The organism is Microbacterium sp. Beta (genome assembly GCF_005502545.1).
Classification (GTDB): Bacteria; Actinomycetota; Actinomycetes; order Actinomycetales; family Microbacteriaceae; genus Microbacterium; species Microbacterium oxydans.
This window is the reverse complement of the sequence record NZ_SCOG01000004.1, coordinates 86,025-105,121: the sequence shown is the minus strand read 5'-3', so window position 1 is coordinate 105,121 and position 19,097 is coordinate 86,025. Positions and strand designations below refer to the sequence as shown.

17 protein-coding genes are annotated in these 19,097 nt (G+C 70.3%); 6 read left to right on the top strand and 11 right to left on the bottom strand.

What is annotated here, in order from left to right:
• Positions 1 to 1,512 carry a sodium/proline symporter PutP gene (gene putP / locus FFS56_RS06075; protein ID WP_046746887.1) on the bottom strand — a complete coding sequence of 504 codons (1,512 nt, stop codon included), beginning with the start codon at positions 1,510 to 1,512 and terminating at the stop codon, positions 1 to 3.
• 169 nt (positions 1,513 to 1,681) lie between these two features.
• Here putP and FFS56_RS06070 point away from each other — a divergent pair, with 169 nt between their 5' ends.
• Positions 1,682 to 4,216 (top strand): DEAD/DEAH box helicase, encoded by a 2,535-nt coding sequence (locus tag FFS56_RS06070; protein WP_127011653.1) that lies wholly within the window; start codon positions 1,682 to 1,684, stop codon positions 4,214 to 4,216.
• Here the strand turns inward: FFS56_RS06070 and FFS56_RS06065 are convergent.
• From FFS56_RS06065 to amiA, 7 genes are all read right to left on the bottom strand, one after another.
• Positions 4,194 to 5,888: an ABC transporter ATP-binding protein gene (locus FFS56_RS06065; RefSeq protein WP_127011652.1), complete on the bottom strand. Its 1,695-nt coding sequence runs from the start codon at positions 5,886 to 5,888 to the stop codon at positions 4,194 to 4,196. The two genes, FFS56_RS06070 and FFS56_RS06065, sit on opposite strands and share 23 nt — an antisense overlap.
• Positions 5,885 to 7,528 carry an ATP-binding cassette domain-containing protein gene (locus FFS56_RS06060; RefSeq protein WP_164734071.1) on the bottom strand — a complete coding sequence of 548 codons (1,644 nt, stop codon included), beginning with the start codon at positions 7,526 to 7,528 and terminating at the stop codon, positions 5,885 to 5,887. Before FFS56_RS06060 ends, FFS56_RS06065 begins: the two co-directional genes overlap by 4 nt.
• Positions 7,525 to 8,529 (bottom strand): hypothetical protein, encoded by a 1,005-nt coding sequence (locus tag FFS56_RS06055; protein WP_137771800.1) that lies wholly within the window; start codon positions 8,527 to 8,529, stop codon positions 7,525 to 7,527. The genes FFS56_RS06060 and FFS56_RS06055 overlap by 4 nt, the downstream gene beginning before the upstream one ends.
• Positions 8,530 to 8,567: 38 nt before the next feature.
• On the bottom strand, positions 8,568 to 9,971 hold the full coding sequence (locus FFS56_RS06050; RefSeq protein ID WP_061018055.1) for a YcaO-like family protein: 1,404 nt from the start codon (positions 9,969 to 9,971) through the stop codon (positions 8,568 to 8,570).
• Positions 9,968 to 10,957, bottom strand: a complete 990-nt coding sequence (locus FFS56_RS06045; protein WP_137771801.1) for a CocE/NonD family hydrolase — start codon at positions 10,955 to 10,957, stop codon at positions 9,968 to 9,970. The genes FFS56_RS06050 and FFS56_RS06045 overlap by 4 nt, the downstream gene beginning before the upstream one ends.
• Positions 10,954 to 11,763, bottom strand: a complete 810-nt coding sequence (locus FFS56_RS06040) for a hypothetical protein (RefSeq protein WP_127011649.1) — start codon at positions 11,761 to 11,763, stop codon at positions 10,954 to 10,956. The genes FFS56_RS06045 and FFS56_RS06040 overlap by 4 nt, the downstream gene beginning before the upstream one ends.
• Before the next feature lie 85 nt (positions 11,764 to 11,848).
• Positions 11,849 to 11,947, bottom strand: coding sequence for a streptamidine family RiPP (gene amiA / locus FFS56_RS20770; RefSeq protein ID WP_017831216.1), 99 nt, complete (start codon positions 11,945 to 11,947; stop codon positions 11,849 to 11,851).
• Positions 11,948 to 12,057: 110 nt separating this feature from the next.
• Here amiA and FFS56_RS06035 point away from each other — a divergent pair, with 110 nt between their 5' ends.
• From FFS56_RS06035 to FFS56_RS06015, 5 genes are read left to right on the top strand one after another with little or no spacing between them, the layout of a single operon-like run.
• Complete coding sequence (locus FFS56_RS06035; RefSeq protein WP_046746895.1) at positions 12,058 to 13,260, top strand: hypothetical protein; 1,203 nt, start codon at positions 12,058 to 12,060, stop codon at positions 13,258 to 13,260.
• A complete protein-coding gene (locus FFS56_RS06030; protein WP_127011648.1) occupies positions 13,257 to 15,047 on the top strand; it encodes a prolyl oligopeptidase family serine peptidase in 1,791 nt (596 codons plus the stop codon). The genes FFS56_RS06035 and FFS56_RS06030 overlap by 4 nt, the downstream gene beginning before the upstream one ends.
• Positions 15,044 to 16,189 (top strand): iron ABC transporter permease, encoded by a 1,146-nt coding sequence (locus FFS56_RS06025; RefSeq protein WP_197077665.1) that lies wholly within the window; start codon positions 15,044 to 15,046, stop codon positions 16,187 to 16,189. Before FFS56_RS06030 ends, FFS56_RS06025 begins: the two co-directional genes overlap by 4 nt.
• Positions 16,186 to 16,968 carry an ABC transporter ATP-binding protein gene (locus tag FFS56_RS06020; protein WP_137771802.1) on the top strand — a complete coding sequence of 261 codons (783 nt, stop codon included), beginning with the start codon at positions 16,186 to 16,188 and terminating at the stop codon, positions 16,966 to 16,968. Before FFS56_RS06025 ends, FFS56_RS06020 begins: the two co-directional genes overlap by 4 nt.
• Positions 16,969 to 16,978: 10 nt before the next feature.
• Positions 16,979 to 17,995, top strand: coding sequence for an ABC transporter substrate-binding protein (locus FFS56_RS06015; protein WP_046746898.1), 1,017 nt, complete (start codon positions 16,979 to 16,981; stop codon positions 17,993 to 17,995).
• 92 nt (positions 17,996 to 18,087) lie between these two features.
• Here FFS56_RS06015 and FFS56_RS06010 read toward each other — a convergent pair whose 3' ends face one another.
• From FFS56_RS06010 to FFS56_RS06000, 3 genes are read right to left on the bottom strand one after another with little or no spacing between them, the layout of a single operon-like run.
• The gene (locus FFS56_RS06010; protein ID WP_046746899.1) at positions 18,088 to 18,351 is read right to left on the bottom strand and encodes a type II toxin-antitoxin system RelE/ParE family toxin; all 264 of its coding nucleotides are present in this window, start codon (positions 18,349 to 18,351) and stop codon (positions 18,088 to 18,090) included.
• Positions 18,348 to 18,608 carry a type II toxin-antitoxin system prevent-host-death family antitoxin gene (locus FFS56_RS06005; protein WP_046746900.1) on the bottom strand — a complete coding sequence of 87 codons (261 nt, stop codon included), beginning with the start codon at positions 18,606 to 18,608 and terminating at the stop codon, positions 18,348 to 18,350. Before FFS56_RS06005 ends, FFS56_RS06010 begins: the two co-directional genes overlap by 4 nt.
• A 47-nt stretch (positions 18,609 to 18,655) precedes the next feature.
• A complete protein-coding gene (locus FFS56_RS06000; protein WP_046746974.1) occupies positions 18,656 to 19,045 on the bottom strand; it encodes a VOC family protein in 390 nt (129 codons plus the stop codon).
• Between the last annotated feature and the right edge of the window lie 52 nt (positions 19,046 to 19,097).

The window sequence follows — 19,097 nt, the reverse complement described above, 5'->3', positions numbered from 1 at the left end:
TTACGGGGTGTCGCCGACCGCGTGCGGACGCGGCAGCGCCACCATCGCGCCGGTGTCGGTGAACTCCTGTTGGATCTCCTCGTCGTGCCGGTATGTGAGCAGGCTCACGACGACCGCCGCGAGCATCGCGAACACGAACGCGGGAAGTAGTTCGTAGAGCCCGGTGTCGAGCGCCTTCCAGATGAACACCGTCGCGGCTCCGACGAACATCCCCGCCAGTGCACCCCAGTTGGTGAGCTTGCGCCAGTAGAGGCTGAGCAGGATGACCGGCCCGAACGCGGCACCGAATCCTGCCCAGGCGAAGGAGACGAGGCCGAGGATCGTGTCGTTCGGGGTGATCGCCAGCACCGCCGCGACGATCGCGACGCCGAGCACCCCGAGCCGCCCCATCAGCATGAGCGTCTTCTGCGAAGGCGGCGTGCGCCGGAACACGCCGTACAGATCCTCGACCAGCGCCGAGGAGCACACGATCAGCTGGCTGGAGATCGTGCTCATGATCGCGGCGAGTACCGCGGCGAGCACGAGGCCAGCGACGAACGGATGCAGCAGCGTCTGCGACATCAGCAGCACCACGGTCTCGGGGTTGGCGAGGTCGACGCCCGTCTTGGCGATGTAGGCGATGCCGACCAGGCCCGACAGCACCGCGCCGCCGAGGGAGACGATCATCCAGGAGATGCCGATGCGTCGGGCGCTCTTCGCCTCCTGCGGCGAGCGCAGTGCCATGAACCTGACGATGATGTGCGGCTGCCCGAAGTAGCCGAGTCCCCAGGCGAGCGACGAGACGATGGCGAGGATGGTGCCGCCGGTGAGCGCCGTTCCCGAGAGCATCGAGAGGTGGTCGGGGGCGACCTCGTTGATCAGCTCGCCCGTCTCGGCCAGCCCACCGATCGCGACGATCGCGGCGACCGGGATCACCACCAGCGCGACCACCATCATGAGCCCCTGCACGACGTCGGTCAGTGATGCACCGAGGAAGCCGCCGAATAGCGTGTATGCAAGGGTGACTCCCGTGACCAGCAGCATGCCGGTCAGATAGTCGCCGTTGAACGAGCTCTCGAAGAAGACGCCGCCGGCGACCATGCCCGACGAGATGTAGAGGGTGAAGAACACGAGGATGACGACACCCGAGACCACGCGGAGCAGTCGCGTCGTGTCGCGCAGCCGATTCTCGAAGAAGCTCGGCACCGTGATGGAGTTGCGCGACACCTGCGTGTAGGCACGAAGCCGAGGAGCCACGAGCAGCCAGTTCAGGTAGGCGCCGATGGTGAGGCCGATCGCGATCCACGCCTCGATGAGACCGGAGACGTAGATCGCACCGGGTAGCCCCATCACGAGCCAGCCGGACATGTCGGAGGCACCGGCGCTGAGCGCGGCCACCCACGGCGGGAGATTGCGCCCGCCGAGCATGTAGTCCTCGTGATCGCCGGTTCGCCGGAAGGCGATCCAGCCGATGAGCAGCATCGCTGCGAAGTACAGCGCGAGTGCGGCGAAGGTGAAGATCTGGTCGGGCATCGTCGTCCCCCCTGGGCGGTGCAGCCTCCGGTTGTCGTCGTTCGATGATGTCAAGCGCGGCCTCGCGCATCCCGAGGCGCCTCGGCGCGGCGTGACTTCGGCGCGGTCGGCAAGATCTGACCTCGCGCCGCATCAGGCACTCATCGGCGGATGGGATGATCGAGGGACCATGACTTCCTCTCCGCGGCTCGACCCCGCCCTCGTTCCGGACGCCGCGGATCCGGACGCCGTCTACCTGGCGTTCGTCGAATGGGCGGAATCGACGGGCATCAGTCTGTATCCCGCGCAGGACGAGGCGGTCATCGAGATCGTGTCCGGCAACAACCTGATCCTGTCGACGCCGACCGGCACCGGGAAGTCACTGGTGGCGATCGGCGCGCACTTCAGCGCGCTCGTGGCCGGCCGTCGCAGCTACTACACGGCACCGATCAAGGCGCTCGTGAGCGAGAAGTTCTTCTCCCTGGTCGACGTGTTCGGCGCCGAGAACGTGGGCATGGTCACGGGCGACTCCTCGGTGAACGCGGACGCCCCGATCATCTGCTGCACCGCCGAGATCCTCGCGAATCTCTCCCTCCGCCAGGGCACGGATGCCGACGTCGGGCAGGTCGTGATGGACGAGTTCCACTTCTACGCCGATCCCGACCGCGGATGGGCGTGGCAGGTGCCGCTGCTCGAACTGCCGCAGGCGCAGTTCATCCTGATGTCGGCGACCCTCGGCGACGTCACCGAGCTCGCGGCCGACCTCACCCGTCGCACCGGCCGTGAGACGGCCACCGTGACGGGAGTGGAGCGCCCCGTGCCGCTGCACTTCTTCTACGAGACGACTCCGATCCACGAGACGATCGACGACCTGCTGAACACCGGGCAGGCGCCGATCTACGTCGTGCACTTCTCGCAGGCCGCAGCGATGGAACGCGCCCAGGCACTGTCGAGCACCAAGGTGGCCACCCGCGAGCAGCGCGACGAGATCGCCGCCCTGATCGCCGAGTTCCGATTCACGACCGCGTTCGGGAAGACGCTCTCGCGGTTCCTGCGTGCGGGCATCGGCGTGCACCACGCTGGCATGCTGCCGAAGTACCGGCGCCTCGTCGAGCAGCTGGCGCAGCGCGGTCTGCTGCGCGTGATCTGCGGCACCGACACTCTCGGCGTCGGGATCAATGTGCCGATCCGCACGGTGCTGCTCACCGCCCTCACGAAGTTCGACGGTACGCGGATGCGGCAGTTGAACGCCCGCGAGTTCCATCAGATCGCCGGCCGCGCTGGTCGTGCGGGATACGACACCGCCGGCACGGTGGTGGCCCAGGCTCCCGAGCACGAGAGCGAGAACGTCGCGGCGGTGAAGAAGGCCGGCGACGACCCGAAGAAGAAGCGCAAGATCGTGCGCAAGAAGGCACCCGACGGCTTCGTGTCGTGGGGCGAGCCCTCGTTCCGCAAGCTCATCGACGCCGTGCCGGAGACCCTGACCTCCCACATGCAGATCACGAGCGCCATGATGCTCAACGTGATCGCCCGCGGCGGCGGCGTGTTCGCCAATATGCGCGCGCTGGTATACGACAACCACGAACCGCGGAAGCGTCAGCGCGAGCTCGCACTCAGGGCCATCGGCATCTACCGCACCCTGCGCGAATCGGGCATCGTGGAGAAGACGCCGGATGGCGACATCCGCCTCACGGTCGACCTGCAGCCGAACTTCGCACTCAACCAGCCGCTGTCGCCGTTCGCCCTCGCGGCCTTCGAACTGCTCGACCCCGATCCCGCCGCCGGCACGGGTACGGGCTCCTACGCGCTCGACATGATCTCGATCGTGGAGTCGACGCTCGACGATCCCCGCGCCGTGCTGAGCCAGCAGGAGTTCCTGGCACGCGGCGAGGCGGTCGCGGCCATGAAGTCGGAGGGCATCGAGTACGACGAGCGCATGGAGCTGCTCGAGCAGATCACGTACCCGAAGCCGCTCGATGAGCTGCTCACCGCGGCCTTCGAGACGTTCAGCGCCGCTCAGCCCTGGATCCGCGACTTCGAGCTGCACCCGAAGTCGGTCGTGCGCGACATGTACGAGCGGGCCATGTCGTTCGGGGAATATGTCGCCTACTACAAGATCGCGCGCTCCGAGGGCGTCGTGCTGCGCTACCTCTCCGACGCCTACCGTGCGGCCTCGCAGACCATCCCGGAGGAACTCAAGGACGAAGACCTCCGCGACCTCATCGAGTGGCTCGGAGAACTCGTCCGTCAGGTCGACTCCAGCCTGCTCGACGAATGGGAGGAGCTGATCGCCGGGGTGGACAACGGACGTTTCGATCCGCATCGACCGGACGAGCCGATCGTCCCTCCCGCACCCAAGCGCCTGACGAGCAACATCCGCGCCTTCCGCATCCTGGTGCGCAACGAACTGTTCCGCCGGGTGCAGCTCGCCGCGAGGGAAGACGTGAACGCGCTGGCCGAGCTCGATCCGGGGTTCGGCGCCGACGCGTGGTCGGACGCGCTCGACGGATACTTCGCCGACCACGACGAGATCCTCACCGGAGCGGATGCACGCAGCTCGAAGCTGCTGATCCTCACCGAGGGGCCGACCGTCTGGACGGCGCGCCAGATCTTCGACGACCCGGCCGGGGACCACGACTGGGGCATCTCCGCGACGATCGATCTCGCCGACTCCGACGAGGCGGGCGAGGCCGTCGTCACCGTCACCGGAGTCGATCGGCTGTAGGCGCAGGCCCGACCACTGCCCCCACCCGCTCCACACCGACGATCCTGCCGAACCTCGCCAGCGTCTCGCGTCGGTGGGAGGCGGCGATCACGGTCCCGTCGAACCGTGCGAGCACGTCGGAGATGATGCGCTCGGACTCGGCGTCCAGGCTCGCGGTGATCTCGTCGACGATGAGCACCCGCGGCGCACGACACAGTGCCCGTGCCAAGGCCAGCCGGGCGCGCTGACCTCCCGACAGCCGGGCACCGTGCTCACCGAGCTCATCATCGAGGGTGATCCAGTCATCGGCCCCCACCGCTGTGAGGGCTTCGAGCAGCTGCTCGTCGGTGCGGGGGTCCGCTCCGCGCATCAGGTTCTCTCGGACCGTGCCGTGGAAGAGACGGGCGTCCTGCTCCACCACTGCCACGACACGGCGCAGCTCGTCGTCGCGGATGCGGCCGAGCGGATAGGCGACGCCTGCCGCGTCGACGAGCGCGACGGTGCCGGCTGAGGGGTCCCACAGGCGGGCGGCGAGCGCGATGACCGTGCTCTTGCCCGCTCCGGACGGCCCGGCGAGACCGACGTGCTCTCCCGGATCGACGTCCATCGACCACCCTCCGAGCACGTCGGTCCTGTCGTCGTAGGAGAACGACACCTTCTCGAAGCGCACTCCGACGGGGCCATCGGTCAGTGCGATCGGGCGCTCGACCGGCGCCACGACCGGAGCACGGTGCAGACCCGCCCCCACACGGTCGGCGCTCGCGATCAGCGGGTGCAGCTCCGACACCGTGTGGGCGGCCTCTGCCACCGCCGCCACCCCGGCGACCGCGAGCGCGATCACCGCGGGAAGCAGCGCGGCCTGAGCGCCGCCCACCGTGCCGCCCGCCGTGCCGCCGAGGATGAGGGACGCCGCGATCACGCCGATCACCACGGCGGTGAGGATCAGCTCGCGCGTGCCGTCGACGAGATGGGCGATGGCCTCCCTCCGACGGCTGAGCGCCGCCGACCTCCGGGTACCGGCGACCGCCTCGCGCACGACGCGACCCTGCAGGCCGTAGGCGAGAACCTCCCGCACGGCGCCGAGAGCATCGACCAGCCGTTCCGACTGATCCTCCCGTTCCTGCTGCTCGCGCGCCCCCACCCGGCGCGCCGGACCTGCTCCCGCCCAGGCGGTGAGCGCGACGGCTGCCGCTCCGCCGAGCATCACGAGCGCCGCCACGGGCATCACGACGAACGCGCAGACCACGGCTCCGAGGAACAGAGTGAGCGCGGCTCCGATCTGCGCCACCGTGTGCGCGTAGAAGAACTCCAGCTTCTCGATGTCGGTCATCGCCACGGAGGCCGCGCGGCCCGAATGCTCCCGGCGCCGCCCCGGAACGCTGCGGGAGTAGGCGTCGAAGAGAGCCATCCGCAGCCGCGCCAGCACCCGGTACGCGAGGGCGTGCGACACGTCCATCTCCCGCCAGGTGAGGAAGGTGCGCAGCAGCACGAGGGCGCCGAGCGCCACCCACCAGACAGCCGGAGGCCAGGTGCCGTGCACGACGGCACCGCCGACGCCGAGTGCGGTGAGCACCCCGATGGCGGCGAGGGCGCACAGACTCGTGGTGGCGATCAGGTAGCTGCCGATGATGCGACGCCATTCCGGTCGCAGCGGCGGAAGGAGCCGGGCGAGGATGGCCCATGACGAGGTCACGGAGCCTCCTCCACGAGCACCCCGTCACGGAGCACCCGCACGTCGGCCACGCGGGCGAGCGCCTCGGGGCGGTGGCTGATCATGAGCACGATCCTCTCTTCGGCGACGCGTTCGAGCGTCTCGGCGACGGTCAGGGCGCTGCGGTCGTCGAGGGCGCTGGTCGGCTCGTCGACGAGCAGCACGGGACGACCGGCCAGCAGCGCTCTGGCGAGGGCGAGGCGTTGGCGCTGTCCTCCCGACAGACTCGTCCCGGCCTCCGCCACCCTCGCCTCGAAGCCGCCGGGGATGGCCCTGATCTCGTCGAGCACACCCGCCGCGGCACAGGCGCGTTCGACATCCTCCCGATCCGCACCGAACAGATCGATGTTCTCCCGGATGGTGCCGGCGAAGAGGACGGGCCGCTGCGAGACGACCGCCACATCGCTCGGCTGGAGCGGACGCCGGTCGAGCTCGACCGTTCCCGCTGCCGCGGGCAGGAATCCGAGGACGAGGTCGAAGAGCGTGGACTTGCCTGCGCCCGAAGGCCCGGCGATCGCGTGGACCTCTCCGCGTTCGGCGAGGAGATCGACACCGCGGAGGACGTCACGATCGGCACCGGGGTAGCGGTAGGAGAGCCCGGAGATGCGGAGTTCCTGGCCCCGAGGACGAGCGTGTGCGTCGGGCTCCACCCGCGTCGTTGCGAGAGGTGGCGTTCGACGGAACGCTCCGAGGGCCACGAGCTCTGGTACGGCGGTGAGACCGAGGAAACCCGCGTGCCAGTGTCGGGAGAGCTCGCGCACCGGACGGAACGCCTCGGAGGAGAGCAGCAGCAGCGCGTAGACCTCGACGGCCGGCGGCTCACCGGTCAGGACCGCGACGACCGCGAGCCCCGCGGCGACCACCACGCCGGCCTGCACGGCGAGGTCTGTGATGGCCGTCTCCGCGAGCGACGTGCGCATCACGCGTTCGGTGGCCAGGCGCAGCGCCTCCGATCTCGTGTGCAGGCGCGCCCGTGTGGCGGGGACATCTCCCAGTGCGCGCAACGTCGACATTCCGCGAAGGGACTCGAGAAGGTCGCCGCTGAGAGCCTCGTAGCTGTCCCAGTGCTCGAAGCCTCGACGGGCGAGCATGCGCTTCCACAGCAGCGGGCCGAGCACCGCGAGCAGGATCCCCGCCGCGACGCACAGCGCGATCAGCGGGGACAGCACCGCCACGAGGCACACGGCGATCAGGCTGCCGACGACGAGCTGCACCACGGCGGGGATGTACTTCGACACATAGGCGTCCGTGCCGTCGATCCCGTCGCCGAGCGCGAGCTGCGTCGAGCCGTCCCTGAGACCGGCATCATGCAGTCGCTCCGGCACGAGGACCGCGGAGACGGCCGCGCCGCGAAGGTCTTCCCTCACCCTCCCGCCGAGACGCGCGGCGGCATCTCCCTGCACGATGGTGAGCAGCATCCGCGTCACTCCGATCACGAGGATCGCCCCGATGCCGACGACCGCGCCCTGCCCCTCACCGCGCACGAGAGCAGCGAGCGACCACGCGAGAGCCAGCGCCTGCAGCAGGTGCGTCGCGTATACGAGGAGAAGGAGGAGGGTGCTCCAGGCCAGCAGCCAGGGGTGCCGTCGCGCTTCGCGCCACAGCTCGGGGACGATCATCATCGTGAGCCTCCGGGAGAGTCGAGGAAGGCGATCGCATGGAGGATCCACCGCCCTCCGGTCGAGGAGAAGCCGGACACCGGGCGAGCGCCACAGCCTCCGTCGAGGGCCGCGCGGTAGCAGAGACCGGCCGCGGTGAGGTGGGCGTTCCAGAGCGCGGTGCCGATGACCGGTGCCGGAGCCGTGGTCGGCACGGACCAGGAACGGACGGCGCTCGCACCCCGCACCCAGGCTTGTCCGGAGGCGCGCGCGACGCGATCGATCTCCCCGCGCGGGGACAGGCGATCTCGCGCGGAGGTCCGGACGAGGAACTCGGACGTGGACGGCGAGCGCCTGGAGCCGAGAGCACGACGTGCCGCGTCGATCGGCACCGGGGTGTGCGGGAGCTCGACCGCGGCGAGCGGGATCTCGGGGACGAGCCCCCGCCGCAGCCAGCTGTCGACGTCGGAAGCGCGGGGCACGCCGAGCAGTCCGCGCAGCCGGGACGACGGCCCGAACTGCCCGCGCCCCGCCCGCGCACCCAGCAGGAAGCGCACCGCGGCGACCGCGTAGGCGGTGTCGGCGATCCAGAGCGGCCAGGCCCGATGCCGGTAGCGGCCGAAGGATCGACCCGGCTGGACCGTGAACACCACCCGCGCGATGCCGTCCCCCGCGGTGGTCGACGGCCATCCGTCCACGCGATCGGAACGCGGATCACGCCGCAGGAACAAGCCTCCGTCGTGGTCGACCGCCCAGCGCACACCGACCGCGTCGACGAGGTGCGTCTGCACCGGGTAGCACGCCCCGGCTGAGGGCACCGGGCGACGGCGGATGCTCGTGGCCGTGCCGTCCTCCACCCGATGGAAATCCCCGGGGTGCCACAGTCCGTCGACGAGCTCGCGCACACCGACAGGAGGTTCGTCCGCCACGGCTCCGGTCCGTCCCCAGGCGTTCACCCGCGGGCCGGGCGGCAACGGGCCGGACGGCACCCGCGTCGAGTGCACCTGGTCGAGCGGTGCGGACACGCCATGCTCTTCCCGCAAGCTCTGCGTCATGGTCGGCCTCACATGTGCGGGGCCGGGAGGAGCGTGAAGTCCTCCGGTCCGCCGCTCCAGGTCGTCCGCCAGCCGCGCTCCTGCGCCGCCTCTCGGAACCGGGGCATGCCGAGGTACGAGAACGCGGCCGGTGCGTTGGGGACCAGCCCCGTCACGATCGAGCGCACCACGCGCAGGTCGGTGCGCCGCACGTCGGAGGTCGTGAGGTCGCGCGTGAGCACGCGGTGGCCGCGATCAGCCAGGCGCGCATGGACCTCGTCCATCGTCACCGGTTCCACTGCGCTCAACGGGAGTACTCCCTGCACCGGATCCTGGAACCGGCGCGCCTCTCCGTGCACGGTCGGGTCCAGCCAGACCTGCACGTGTGCGCCGAGGTCGATCACCTTCTCGAACTCGACTCCGGCCGCGGTCGTGTAGTCGGCGTCCGCACGGAACTCGAGGGTGAGTCCCTTGGCCATCAATCCCTCGGCGACGGCGCGGAACACCCATCCGTCCGCCGTCGTGCAGCCCTGCGTGTAGATCCAGGTGTGCACGGCTTCCAGCACGGCCTTCCGTGCGGCACGTGCAGGATCGAGTGCGGCCGAGAACCCCGCGGCGTAGAGGCCGCGCTCCGGATCGTGCACGAGAGCACCGATCGCCGGGGCGAACTCCGACGGCATGGCGACCAGCCACACACGCAGGCTGCTCCCCTCCAGATCATCGAGGAGGCCCGGGACCGTCGCAGGGTCGATGCCGAACGTCGGCCCGTCGAGGTGCCACCACACCTCGAGCGCGTCCCGCTCGATCACCTCGATCACCCCGCGGTCGCGCGCATCGTCGAAACCCGCCCCCGTGGCGATGCCGGCGTAGTTGAGATGATGCGTGCGGGGCAGGGAGCGGAAGCGGGATTGCCGCCAGTTCAGGTGCACGAGGGAATCCGGCATCCACACCGAGCCCCCGTCGAGATCGTCGCAGCGCGCCCACAGCGTCGGCGTGGACGCCTCCAGCCGCTGATACGGGAAGCCCGGACGGGATAGCTGCCAATCGGCGAAGCGCGGAAGATCCGCATCATCGATGACGGTCTCCCCGTCGGCGCGCAGTTCTTCCGCTGAGGCGACGCGGAGGTCGTGCGGCGGCAGCACGTCGGGCAACCAGTTGCCGCAGTACCGCTCCACGCCTTCACCGATGGCCGCGATGCGCGCCTGCGCGGGGTCTCCGAACGAGGTGCCGAGCGAGACCCGATCAGCGGGCCATTCGCCGAGCAGGCGGGCATCGGCCACTGATGCGGTGAGAGCCAGATACCGGTGCGGAGCGCCGATCGGATGCGGAACCTCGCGCACGGAGCGGATGATGCCGGCCTCCGCGTCGACGAGCGCCTCGGCAGGCAGGGTCGCTCGAGCGGTGCGGTGATTCGGGGTGTCGTGCGCGTTCATGCTGTCCTCTCGTAGCGCCAGCGACCGGTCTCGGGCTCGAAGGCCGATCTGGTGCGGCGGGTCGGATGCCGATCGACGCCTGCGGGCTCGGATGCCGACGCTGTTCCCGCCGACGGCAGACCGGTCTCGGTGAGCCAGGTGTCCAGCACCCCGCCGATGCCGCCCGCCCTGCGCAGTCGGGAGCGGACGTCGTCATCGTCGATGTCGGCGGCGAGCCGGTGGCCCCAGGGCCCGTCGACCAGGTGCAGCGGCCCACGCCAGGCATCGGCGAGCCGGCCCGCATCCGTGAAGAAGAAGTCGTGGTCGCCGCGGACGAGCAGCAGGGGTACGCGGAGGTCGCCGTATGCACGGTGCAGATCGACGGCGGGCGCTGACCACAGGCGACGCCAGCCGGAGAGCACCTCCCGCGACCACCCCCATTCCGCAGCGGCCCGGTGCACGCCGACCTCGGATGCCCGCGCCACCCTGGCCTCGAGCTCCTCATCGTTCAGCGGGGGAAGGGAACGCGCCCCACGACCGTGCTGGTGCCACCACCCGATCCGGTCTCGCAGGTGTGGTCGCCCGTTCTCGTCCCACGCGGTCTCGGCGAGCCCGAGAGCCGGAACGAGGAGCACGAGTGCATCGACGTCGACCGACCTCGCCGCCTCGAGCGCGGTGTGGGCGGCATACGACCCGCCGGAGAGCAGGAGCGGCAGCCCGGGGCTCTCGGCCCTGACAGCATCGACCACCGCGCGGCCGTCTGCACGCTCGGAGAGGTAGGGGTGCCATTCGCCGTCGGACGAGTGTCGGCCGCGCACGTCGTGGATCACGCAGCGGTAGCCGCGCCTCACCCACGCCCGCGCGGTGTCGGCGTGGCGCCAGGCCCCGTAGGGAGTGCGGATGACCACCACGCCTCGCGTCTCTGCGGGCGACCAGGCCCATCCGCGCAGCAGGGCGCCGTCATCGGCGACGACGACATGAGGACGGGCATCGCGCGGCGGGGTCATCGGAGCAGCCTCGGCGGTGCCGCGGGGAAGGGGAGCACCGTGTGCTCGGTGACCGATCCGGTCGACGGCACCAGCTTCCACAGGGTCGTGCGCAGGTGGTCGAGGTCGGCGTCGGCTCGCGCCCAGGTGAGGATCACCTGCAGCAGCCGGGCGAGCACGAGCACCGCGGTCGCGTCGTCGACGGGCGTGGCCGGGGCAGGCCCGGACTGCTGCCATGCCTCGGTCGAAGCCGGCGCGCTGCTCGCGGCCAGCCGTCGCGCTGATACCTGGGCCGAGGTCGGGTCGTGCTCGTCGAGCGCGAGCGGATCGATCAGGATGCTCTCGCCCTCGCGGTGCACACGCAGCCAGGCGACACCCTGCAGGGGAAGCATGTCGAGGTCGGACCACCGACGGCGGTCGAGCCCGTCGTCGGCGTAGGCGACGACGAGGGAGGTGTCATCGGGCAGCGCGGACTCCGGATCGAGGACGGTGACCCGCGCACCCCAGGACTGGAGGACGCGTTCGAGCCCGTCGACCAGCGCGCCTGCTCCCAGCACGCAGACGTCGCGGCGCTCGTCCGGCCAGCGGCGGAGCGCGTCCACCGACTCGCGCTCCTGCACCTCGAGCATCAGGCGGTCGAGGAGCGCGGAGGCCGCACCGTCCGAACCACCGTCCGGAGTCTCGAGGGCGTCGAACAGCTCGGCGGGTGGTGCGTCGATCAGGGCGAACCGTCCGGTGCGCAGGCGGATCCGGGGGCGACCGTCTGCGCCGAGGACGAGATGGGCTCCCGAGTCGGGGAGCGGCAGGATGCGGGATTCGGAAGTCATGGAGTCTCTCGGTGAAGGGCCCGGCCGGGCGCGAACGCCCGGCCGGACTGGAGTGCGCTCGAAAGCGCGGCGGAAGGATCCGCGATCAGTCGAAGGGGTTCTCGACCAGTGCGTTGGAGTGCGATGCCGACAGGTGCGCCAGCTGCTCGGACTCTTCGATCTCGGCGAGGATCTGCTTTTCCATTTCGTTCTCCTTCAGTGAGTTTCCGACCCGCGGTGTGCGGGGCGGGTCCACGGTGGGACGAGATCGACCCTAATTGATAATGATTCTCAATATCTACTAGTCTGGCGAACATGCCTTCCTCCCTCCCCCTCCTCGCCGCTGATCACCGGGCCGGGACCGTCTTCGAGATTCATGGCGACTCCCGGCGTGTCGCGGTGGCCGACAGCTGGCTCGCCGAGCACGCCGGATTCCTCCGCCTGCCCTCCGGCACGAACGACCGCTGGGCGTTCGCCGACGACCGCGGCGGCGCTCTGGTCGTCGGCGGCGGCACCGTACGACGCATCCCGATCGCCATCCCCGCCGAGCACCTCGCCTGCGACCCGTCCGGTCGTCACGTGGTCGTCACCTCCGGCCTGGGCATGAACGACGAAGCCTGGAGCGACCTGGTGACCGTCGTGGATCTCGCGACCGACTCGTCCACGCGGTTCCGCGCCCGTGTCGGCGAACCCGGGGTCGTCGTGGCTCCCGACCAGGCCTCGGGCGAACCGACGATCGTGCTCCGTCACCGCGAACCGGGAGCCGTCGAAACGATCCCCCTCGCCGCGGCGCTCGCGGTCGGCCCCCACACGCCGGTACTCCGCGGAGGCCTCCTCACCGACCTCGCCGCAGACGGCCACGGCGACGTGATCGACCCCGCCTCCGGCATCATCGGCATCGCGACGAGCCGCGGCCTCGAGCGCTTCGTCGTCGACGGCGGTGCGCCCCGGGCCATCGGCATCGTCCCCTGGCCCGTCGACGGACGGGCGTACTACCTGCGTCTCGCCGGTGACACCGGGCGGGTGACGGGGATCGTGCGCGGGGGTCCGGCCTCGCCGGGATCGTGGCCGGAATGGACGAACACCTTCGTCGAGATCGACCTCGCATCCGGAACCTCCCGCGCCGTGCCGCTGCCGCCGGGGCTCGCGTTCCGGTTCGCGCTGGCTGCGGGTGTTGCAGCCGTCTCGGTCATCCACCCCGACGGAGACGCGGTGCTCGTGATCGATCGCGAGGAGGCACGTGTCTCCCGGGTCGTGCCGATCCCGGCGATGACGCATCCCCCTCGCGCCGGTCGGCTGCCGTGGGACGGCGTCGACGGTCGCCCCGCGCAGCGCCGGTCCATCGCGATCGACCCCGTCGGCGGCACGATCGCGGTCACCAGCGGTGGCGACGGCACGATCCTCCTCCTCGACGGAACCGAGATCTCGACGGTCGAGCTCCCCACCCCGCTCGACGAGGGCGGGCATCTGCTCTGGGCGTCCGATGGCGACCGCGTCGACGACCTGGTGGGCCGATGAACGCGCATCGGGCCGTATTCGACGATGCCCTCGCGCGCGCCGAACGCCACGGTCGGCCGGGGCTCCCGGTCGGCGGCTTCACCCTGGGGCGGGCCGCCGACCGCAGCCGCCGCGGCATCCATCGCCTCGACGGCTCGACCGTGATCGAGCCGGACGGCCACCTCCATCGCATCTTCCCCTCCCCCGACGGCAGCCGCATCGCGGTGGAATGGGCACCCACCGCCGACGAGAATGCCGTCTTCGGCCTCGTCGATGTCGCCGCCGGCACACTGCGCCTCCACCCCGACATCCGTCTCCGGTACGACACCGTGCTCTGGGCGGCCGATTCGCGGAGCCTCGACGTGGTCGCCAGCCGCGACCGCCGGCTCGTGACCCTCGACGTGGAGACGGGCGAGACAGAGGTGGCTCCCCTGCCGAGCGAGGGCCGGCTGCGACTGTTCCCCGGAGGAGAGAGCGGCCTGCGCGCCCTCAGCTCCGCCGGTGCGGGAACCACTCTGACCGACCGGGCGACGGGGACGCCGCTGGGACGGTGGTCCGCGCTGTTCCGCGCCTGGCGACTCGGCACCGGGGTGCTCGTATGGCATGACCGGGGTCTGGATGCCGTGCTGATCGACGCCGCAGCCGATGCGGCAGATGACCGCGCGCCCTGGCACTGGCACGACCCCGATGTACGGATCGTCGACGTCGCGGTGCAGGACGACCGGGTGGTGGTGCTCGCCGTCACGGAAGGGCGGAGCGTGCTCATCGACCTCGACGACGGCATCGAGGTCGGCCGCACAGAACCTGCCTCCTCCGACGTCGATGTGCTCACCACGACGATGATCGGCGTCGACGACGGCGTACTGCGTCTGGGCGTCGAAGGCCCCCTCACGCCACCCCGCATCGTCGAGCGCGCACAGCTCGGCACCACGATCCTGCCGCCCTCCTCCTCCCGCGCGACCACCGTGCGCCACGACATCCCGGCCGGCGACGGCGCGACCCTCACGGCGCACGTGACGTCGCCGAGTGCCGCGGAGGGGATCCCGGGCGCGGGGACGACGGGCCCGCTGCCGCTGATCCTCACCTGCTACGGCGGCTTCGGCGTGCCGCACCTGCCCGTGTTCGAACCGACCGTGCCCGCATGGGTCGGGTTCGGAGGTGCCTACGCCTCCGCACAGCTCCGTGGCGGAGGCGAGCGCGGTGAGGCCTGGCGCCAGGCAGGATACGGCGAGCGCAAGCGCCGCACGGTCGCCGACCTCGCCGACGTCGCCCGCGGTCTCATCGCGGCCGGTGTCACCCGCCCGGATCTGCTCGTCCTCGCCGGGGCCTCGCTGGGTGGGGTCGTCGCCGCCGCGTGCGCGCTCGAACATCCGGAGCTGTGCGCGGGGTTCGTGACCACAGCGGCCCCGCTCGACCTGCTCGCCCTCGACGATCATCCGCTCGGGTCGAGCTGGCGTGCAGAGTTCGGCGACGACGGCACACCCGCGTCCCGTGCCCGGCTCGGCGCGCTGTCTCCGCTCGCACGCGCCGAGTCGCTTCCGGTCGGTGCGCCGGTCCCCTCCTACCTGGGAGTGGTGCTCGGCGAAGACAGCAGGGTCCTCGCACGCGACACGCATCGGATGGTCGAGTCGCTGCGTCGAACGGGCGGCTCGGCCCGCTCATGGACGGCAGCGGGGGCAGGCCACGGCGCGAACGAGTCCGTCGCCCTGCACGACCTCGGCCTCGCAGTGCTCGACTTCGCAGCATCGGTCACGGCCACGGCCACGAAGCGCATCGCGTCAGGCAGCACGACCGGAGGCACCCGATGAGCGATTCGACGGCCGTTCTCACCGAACGACGCGCCAGACGCCTGCCCTTCCGACGGCAGCCGAGCGAACAGCGCACTCTGCCCCGCAGAGGAAGTCGACGGGTGCTCCCGGTAGGCCCGACCGTGACGACGATCGCCGTGCTCGCCGTTCTCGTCCTCGTGGTCTCCGCCGCCACCGGCCCCGTCGCCGTTTCCCCCCTCGATGCCGCCAAGATCGTGATCGGCCACCTGATCCCCGGCATGCCCTGGATGACGGACGGAACGCTCACCCCGCTGCAGGACCAGGCCGTGTGGCAGTTCCGGGTGCCCCGGTCGCTCCTGGCCGCACTCTCGGGAGCGGGACTGGCTCTCGCCGGAGCGATGATGCAGGCCGTCGTGCGCAATCCCCTCGCCGAGCCTTACATCCTCGGCGTCTCCTCGGGCGCGAGCGTCGGCGCCGTGCTGGTGATCGTCTCGGGCGGTGCCACCTTCCTCGGTCTGTCGATGAGCGGTGCGGCGTTCGTGGGGGCGATGGTCGCCTGCCTCCTGGTGGCCATGCTCGCGCGCATCCGCGGAGAGCTGTCCCCGACCAGGATGATCCTCGCCGGGGTCGCGCTCGGTGCCCTGCTGAGCGCGGTGACCAGCTACCTCACCCTCACCACCGACGCCCAGAACGTCGTGAGCGTGATGTTCTTCCTGCTCGGCAGCGTGTCAGCCGCCGACATGTCGACGCTCTTGATCCCAGCGGTCGCGCTCGCGATCGCCTGCATCGCGGTGTTCGGACTCTCCCGCTCCATGAACGCGCTGCTCGCGGGCGACGAGTCGGCGATGGCCGTCGGAGTGCGCACGACCCGGGTGCGCGGCGTGCTGCTCGTGCTCGCCTCGCTGCTGACCGGAGCGATCGTCGCCGTGAGCGGCGGCATCGGATTCGTCGGGCTCGTCGTGCCGCACATGGCCCGACTCCTCGTGGGCTCCGACCATCGGCGGATGCTGCCCATCACGATCCTCGGCGGTGCACTGTTCCTGATGGTCGCCGACCTGCTCGCACGGACGGTCGCGATGCCCACCGAGATCCCGCTCGGAATCCTCACCGCCTTCGTCGGGGCTCCGTTCTTCCTGTGGTTGATGCGCAGCGGAGGCGATCGGGCGGGGTTCGACCGATGAGCGTGCACTTCGACGGCGTGAGTGTCGCCCGCGGTGGTCGCACGGTGCTGCACGGGGTCGACCTCGAGGTCGGCACAGGCCGCATCGTGGGGCTCCTCGGCCCGAACGGCAGCGGCAAATCCACCCTGCTGCGCACCCTGTTCACGGGTCAGCGTCCGCAGCGGGGGCGTGTCCTGATCGACGGGGTCGACGTCTCGCAGCTGCCGCCGCGTACGCTCGCGCGCACCGTGTCCGTCATGCTCCAGGACGCCCCGTCCGAGTTCGATCTGACCGTGCGCGAGACGGTGCTGGTCGGCCGCTCACCCCACCGTCCGCCGTTCAGCCGGGACACCCCGGAGGATCAGCGCATCGTCGACCAGGCCCTGCGCACCGCGGACGTGCACGATCTCGGCGACCGGCTGGTGCGTCGACTCTCGGGCGGTCAGCGCCAGCGGGTGATGCTCGCCAGAGCCCTCGCGCAGAGCGGCGAGATCCTCGTGCTGGATGAACCGACGAACCACCTCGACATCGCGCACCAGCTCGATCTCATGCGTGTGGTGAGCGGACTCGGCACGACCGTGATCGCCGCCCTCCACGATCTCAACATCGCCGCCGCGTTCTGCGATGACGTCGCGGTGATCGACGAGGGCAGGATCGTCGCCTTCGGCGCTCCGGACACCGTGCTCACCCCCGCGCTCGTCGACGAGGTCTTCCATGTGACCGCCCGCATCGCCGTCGAGGTCGACACGGGAGCACGCGCGATGACCTTCCACCCCAGACAACCCCGACCCCTCACCTAGGAGAAGAAGAATGACACCACGTACCCGACCCACCCGCCTGCTCGCCGCCGTCTCCGTCGGCCTCGGCGCGATCGCCCTCACCGCCTGCGGGAGCGGAGTCTCCACGGGAGCAGCGCCCGCCTCCTCCGGAGAGGCGATCAGCATCGAGAACTGCGGCCGCACGGTCGAGATCCCGGCCACGCCGACGGCCGTCGTCGGACTGCACCCCTCGCAGACCGAGCTGCTGCTGCGCCTGGGTCTCGCCGATTCGCTCGTCGGACAGGCGCAGGCCACCGCGGACGAGCTGCCGAGCGACGTCGCAGACCTCGCGGCCGATGTGCCCGTCATCGGCGGAGACGCACCGCCCAGCCGGGAGGAACTGCTCGCCGTCGAACCCGACTTCGTCTACTCGCCGACCACCTACGAGTTCACCGCGGAGCAGGGCTTCGCCAGCATCGAGCAGCTCTCCGAGGCCGGCGTCGCCGCGTACACCGCGACCGGCGGATGCTTCGACCGGCGCATGGAGGGCACGGTCGACGACCTCTTCATCGACCTTGAGAACCTCGGCGAGATCTTCCACGTCGAGGACGAGGCGAACGATCTGATCGAGTCGTCCAAGGCCGAGCTCGCGACCGTCGATGCGGCGCTCGAAGGCAAGGATCGCCCCCGCGTCGCCCAGGTCTTCGTGGAGGGCACGACCCTCACCGCGATCGGTGCCGGCATCGAGTACGACATCCTGAAGCGCGCCGGTGCCGACAACGTCTTCACGCCGGACGATCCCGCGTTCGCCGACTTCTTCGCCGCCGAGATCACCCCGGAGTCGCTCGCGTCAGAGGCACCGGACGCGATCGTCTTCGCGGTGTCCGACCCCGCGCACGAGGCGGCGGTCCGCTCCTACCTCGCCGCGACGTTCCCCGACATGCCCGCCGTGCGCGACGGTCGACTGATCGCGGTGCCGTCGACCGACCTGTTCCCCGGCACACTCGGGAACGTCTCGGCCGTACGGCTGATCGCCGAGGGCCTCCACCCGGACGTCGTCTTCGACTGAGCATCACTTCCCCGTCTGCTCCCCTGGAGAGCGTGTGCTCTCCAGGGGAGCAGACGGAAGAGACATCTCCACGATGTCAGAAGGGTGAGGCGTCAGATCTCGTAGACGTCTCGACGGTGGGCGACACGCACCACGGTCACGAGCACCTGGTCGTCGATCACCTCGTAGAGAACGCGGTAGTCGCCGATGCGCACCCGCCAGGCATTGTCGTAGCCGGAGAGCTTCCGGACGCCGGGAGGGCGGGGATCGCTTTCCAACTCAGCGATGCCGACGAGAATCCGTCGACGGATCTGCGCGTCGAGTTTGCGTATCTCTTTCGCGGCCGCTGTGGTGAATTCGACCCGATAGCTCGTCACGCAACTTCCGTGACGAGCTCATCGAGCGACACCCGCCGGCCATCGTCGGCAGCTTTGGCTGTCGCGAACTCGGCCGCATCGCGCGCGGCCTCGAGCTCTTCGAGCAGTTCCAGATCAGCCACGCTGATCACGACGGCCGTGAGCTTCCCGTGGCGGGTGACGCCCACGCGCTCGGAACCGTAGGCGACACCTCCGAGAACGTCGGCCAAGCTGTCGCGAAGATCCTTCGACGGGACGTTGCGGCTGATCGTGTTCATGGCCCCATTCTACCCCTTATGTACATAAGCGGTATAAGATACCTTAATCACGCCTGCATGACGGCGAGGACGTTGCCCGCGGGGTCGCGGAACCACGCGATGTCCGGCCCTCGCCCGTTCCCGCGGACGATGCCGCGCTCGTCGGAGGGGAACTCCTCGTCGCTGTAGATCTTCGTCTGGACGCCCCGGGCGATGAGCTCGTCCACGGCGGCGTCGACATCCGCCACCGGGAAGTTCAGGATCGTGAAGCTCGCCGGCGTGTGGTTCGGCTTCGAGTACACGAGGATCGAGCCGCCACGGGGCAGGCGCAGGTCGAGGAACCCCATCGCGTTGCGCTCGACGTCGAGCCCGAGCGTCGCGCCGTAGAACTCCTCCGCCGCGTCGATGTCGTCGACGCTGAATCCGCTGAACGCGTTGTCCGCTGTGAAAGCTGCCATGGCTCCAGCATCCGCCTCCTCGGCGCGCTTGTCGATGCCTTCTCGGCTCCCT

Coding starts and splice junctions, on each gene's coding strand:
- putP (WP_046746887.1), bottom strand. CDS start 1,512: ATGCCCGACCAGATCTTCACCTTCGCCGCACTCGCGCTGTACTTCGCA.
- FFS56_RS06070 (WP_127011653.1), top strand. CDS start 1,682: ATGACTTCCTCTCCGCGGCTCGACCCCGCCCTCGTTCCGGACGCCGCG.
- FFS56_RS06060 (WP_164734071.1), bottom strand. CDS start 7,528: ATGATGATCGTCCCCGAGCTGTGGCGCGAAGCGCGACGGCACCCCTGG.
- FFS56_RS06050 (WP_061018055.1), bottom strand. CDS start 9,971: ATGAACGCGCACGACACCCCGAATCACCGCACCGCTCGAGCGACCCTG.
- FFS56_RS06045 (WP_137771801.1), bottom strand. CDS start 10,957: ATGACCCCGCCGCGCGATGCCCGTCCTCATGTCGTCGTCGCCGATGAC.
- FFS56_RS06040 (WP_127011649.1), bottom strand. CDS start 11,763: ATGACTTCCGAATCCCGCATCCTGCCGCTCCCCGACTCGGGAGCCCAT.
- amiA (WP_017831216.1), bottom strand. CDS start 11,947: ATGGAAAAGCAGATCCTCGCCGAGATCGAAGAGTCCGAGCAGCTGGCG.
- FFS56_RS06035 (WP_046746895.1), top strand. CDS start 12,058: ATGCCTTCCTCCCTCCCCCTCCTCGCCGCTGATCACCGGGCCGGGACC.
- FFS56_RS06030 (WP_127011648.1), top strand. CDS start 13,257: ATGAACGCGCATCGGGCCGTATTCGACGATGCCCTCGCGCGCGCCGAA.
- FFS56_RS06025 (WP_197077665.1), top strand. CDS start 15,044: ATGAGCGATTCGACGGCCGTTCTCACCGAACGACGCGCCAGACGCCTG.
- FFS56_RS06020 (WP_137771802.1), top strand. CDS start 16,186: ATGAGCGTGCACTTCGACGGCGTGAGTGTCGCCCGCGGTGGTCGCACG.
- FFS56_RS06015 (WP_046746898.1), top strand. CDS start 16,979: ATGACACCACGTACCCGACCCACCCGCCTGCTCGCCGCCGTCTCCGTC.
- FFS56_RS06005 (WP_046746900.1), bottom strand. CDS start 18,608: ATGAACACGATCAGCCGCAACGTCCCGTCGAAGGATCTTCGCGACAGC.
- FFS56_RS06000 (WP_046746974.1), bottom strand. CDS start 19,045: ATGGCAGCTTTCACAGCGGACAACGCGTTCAGCGGATTCAGCGTCGAC.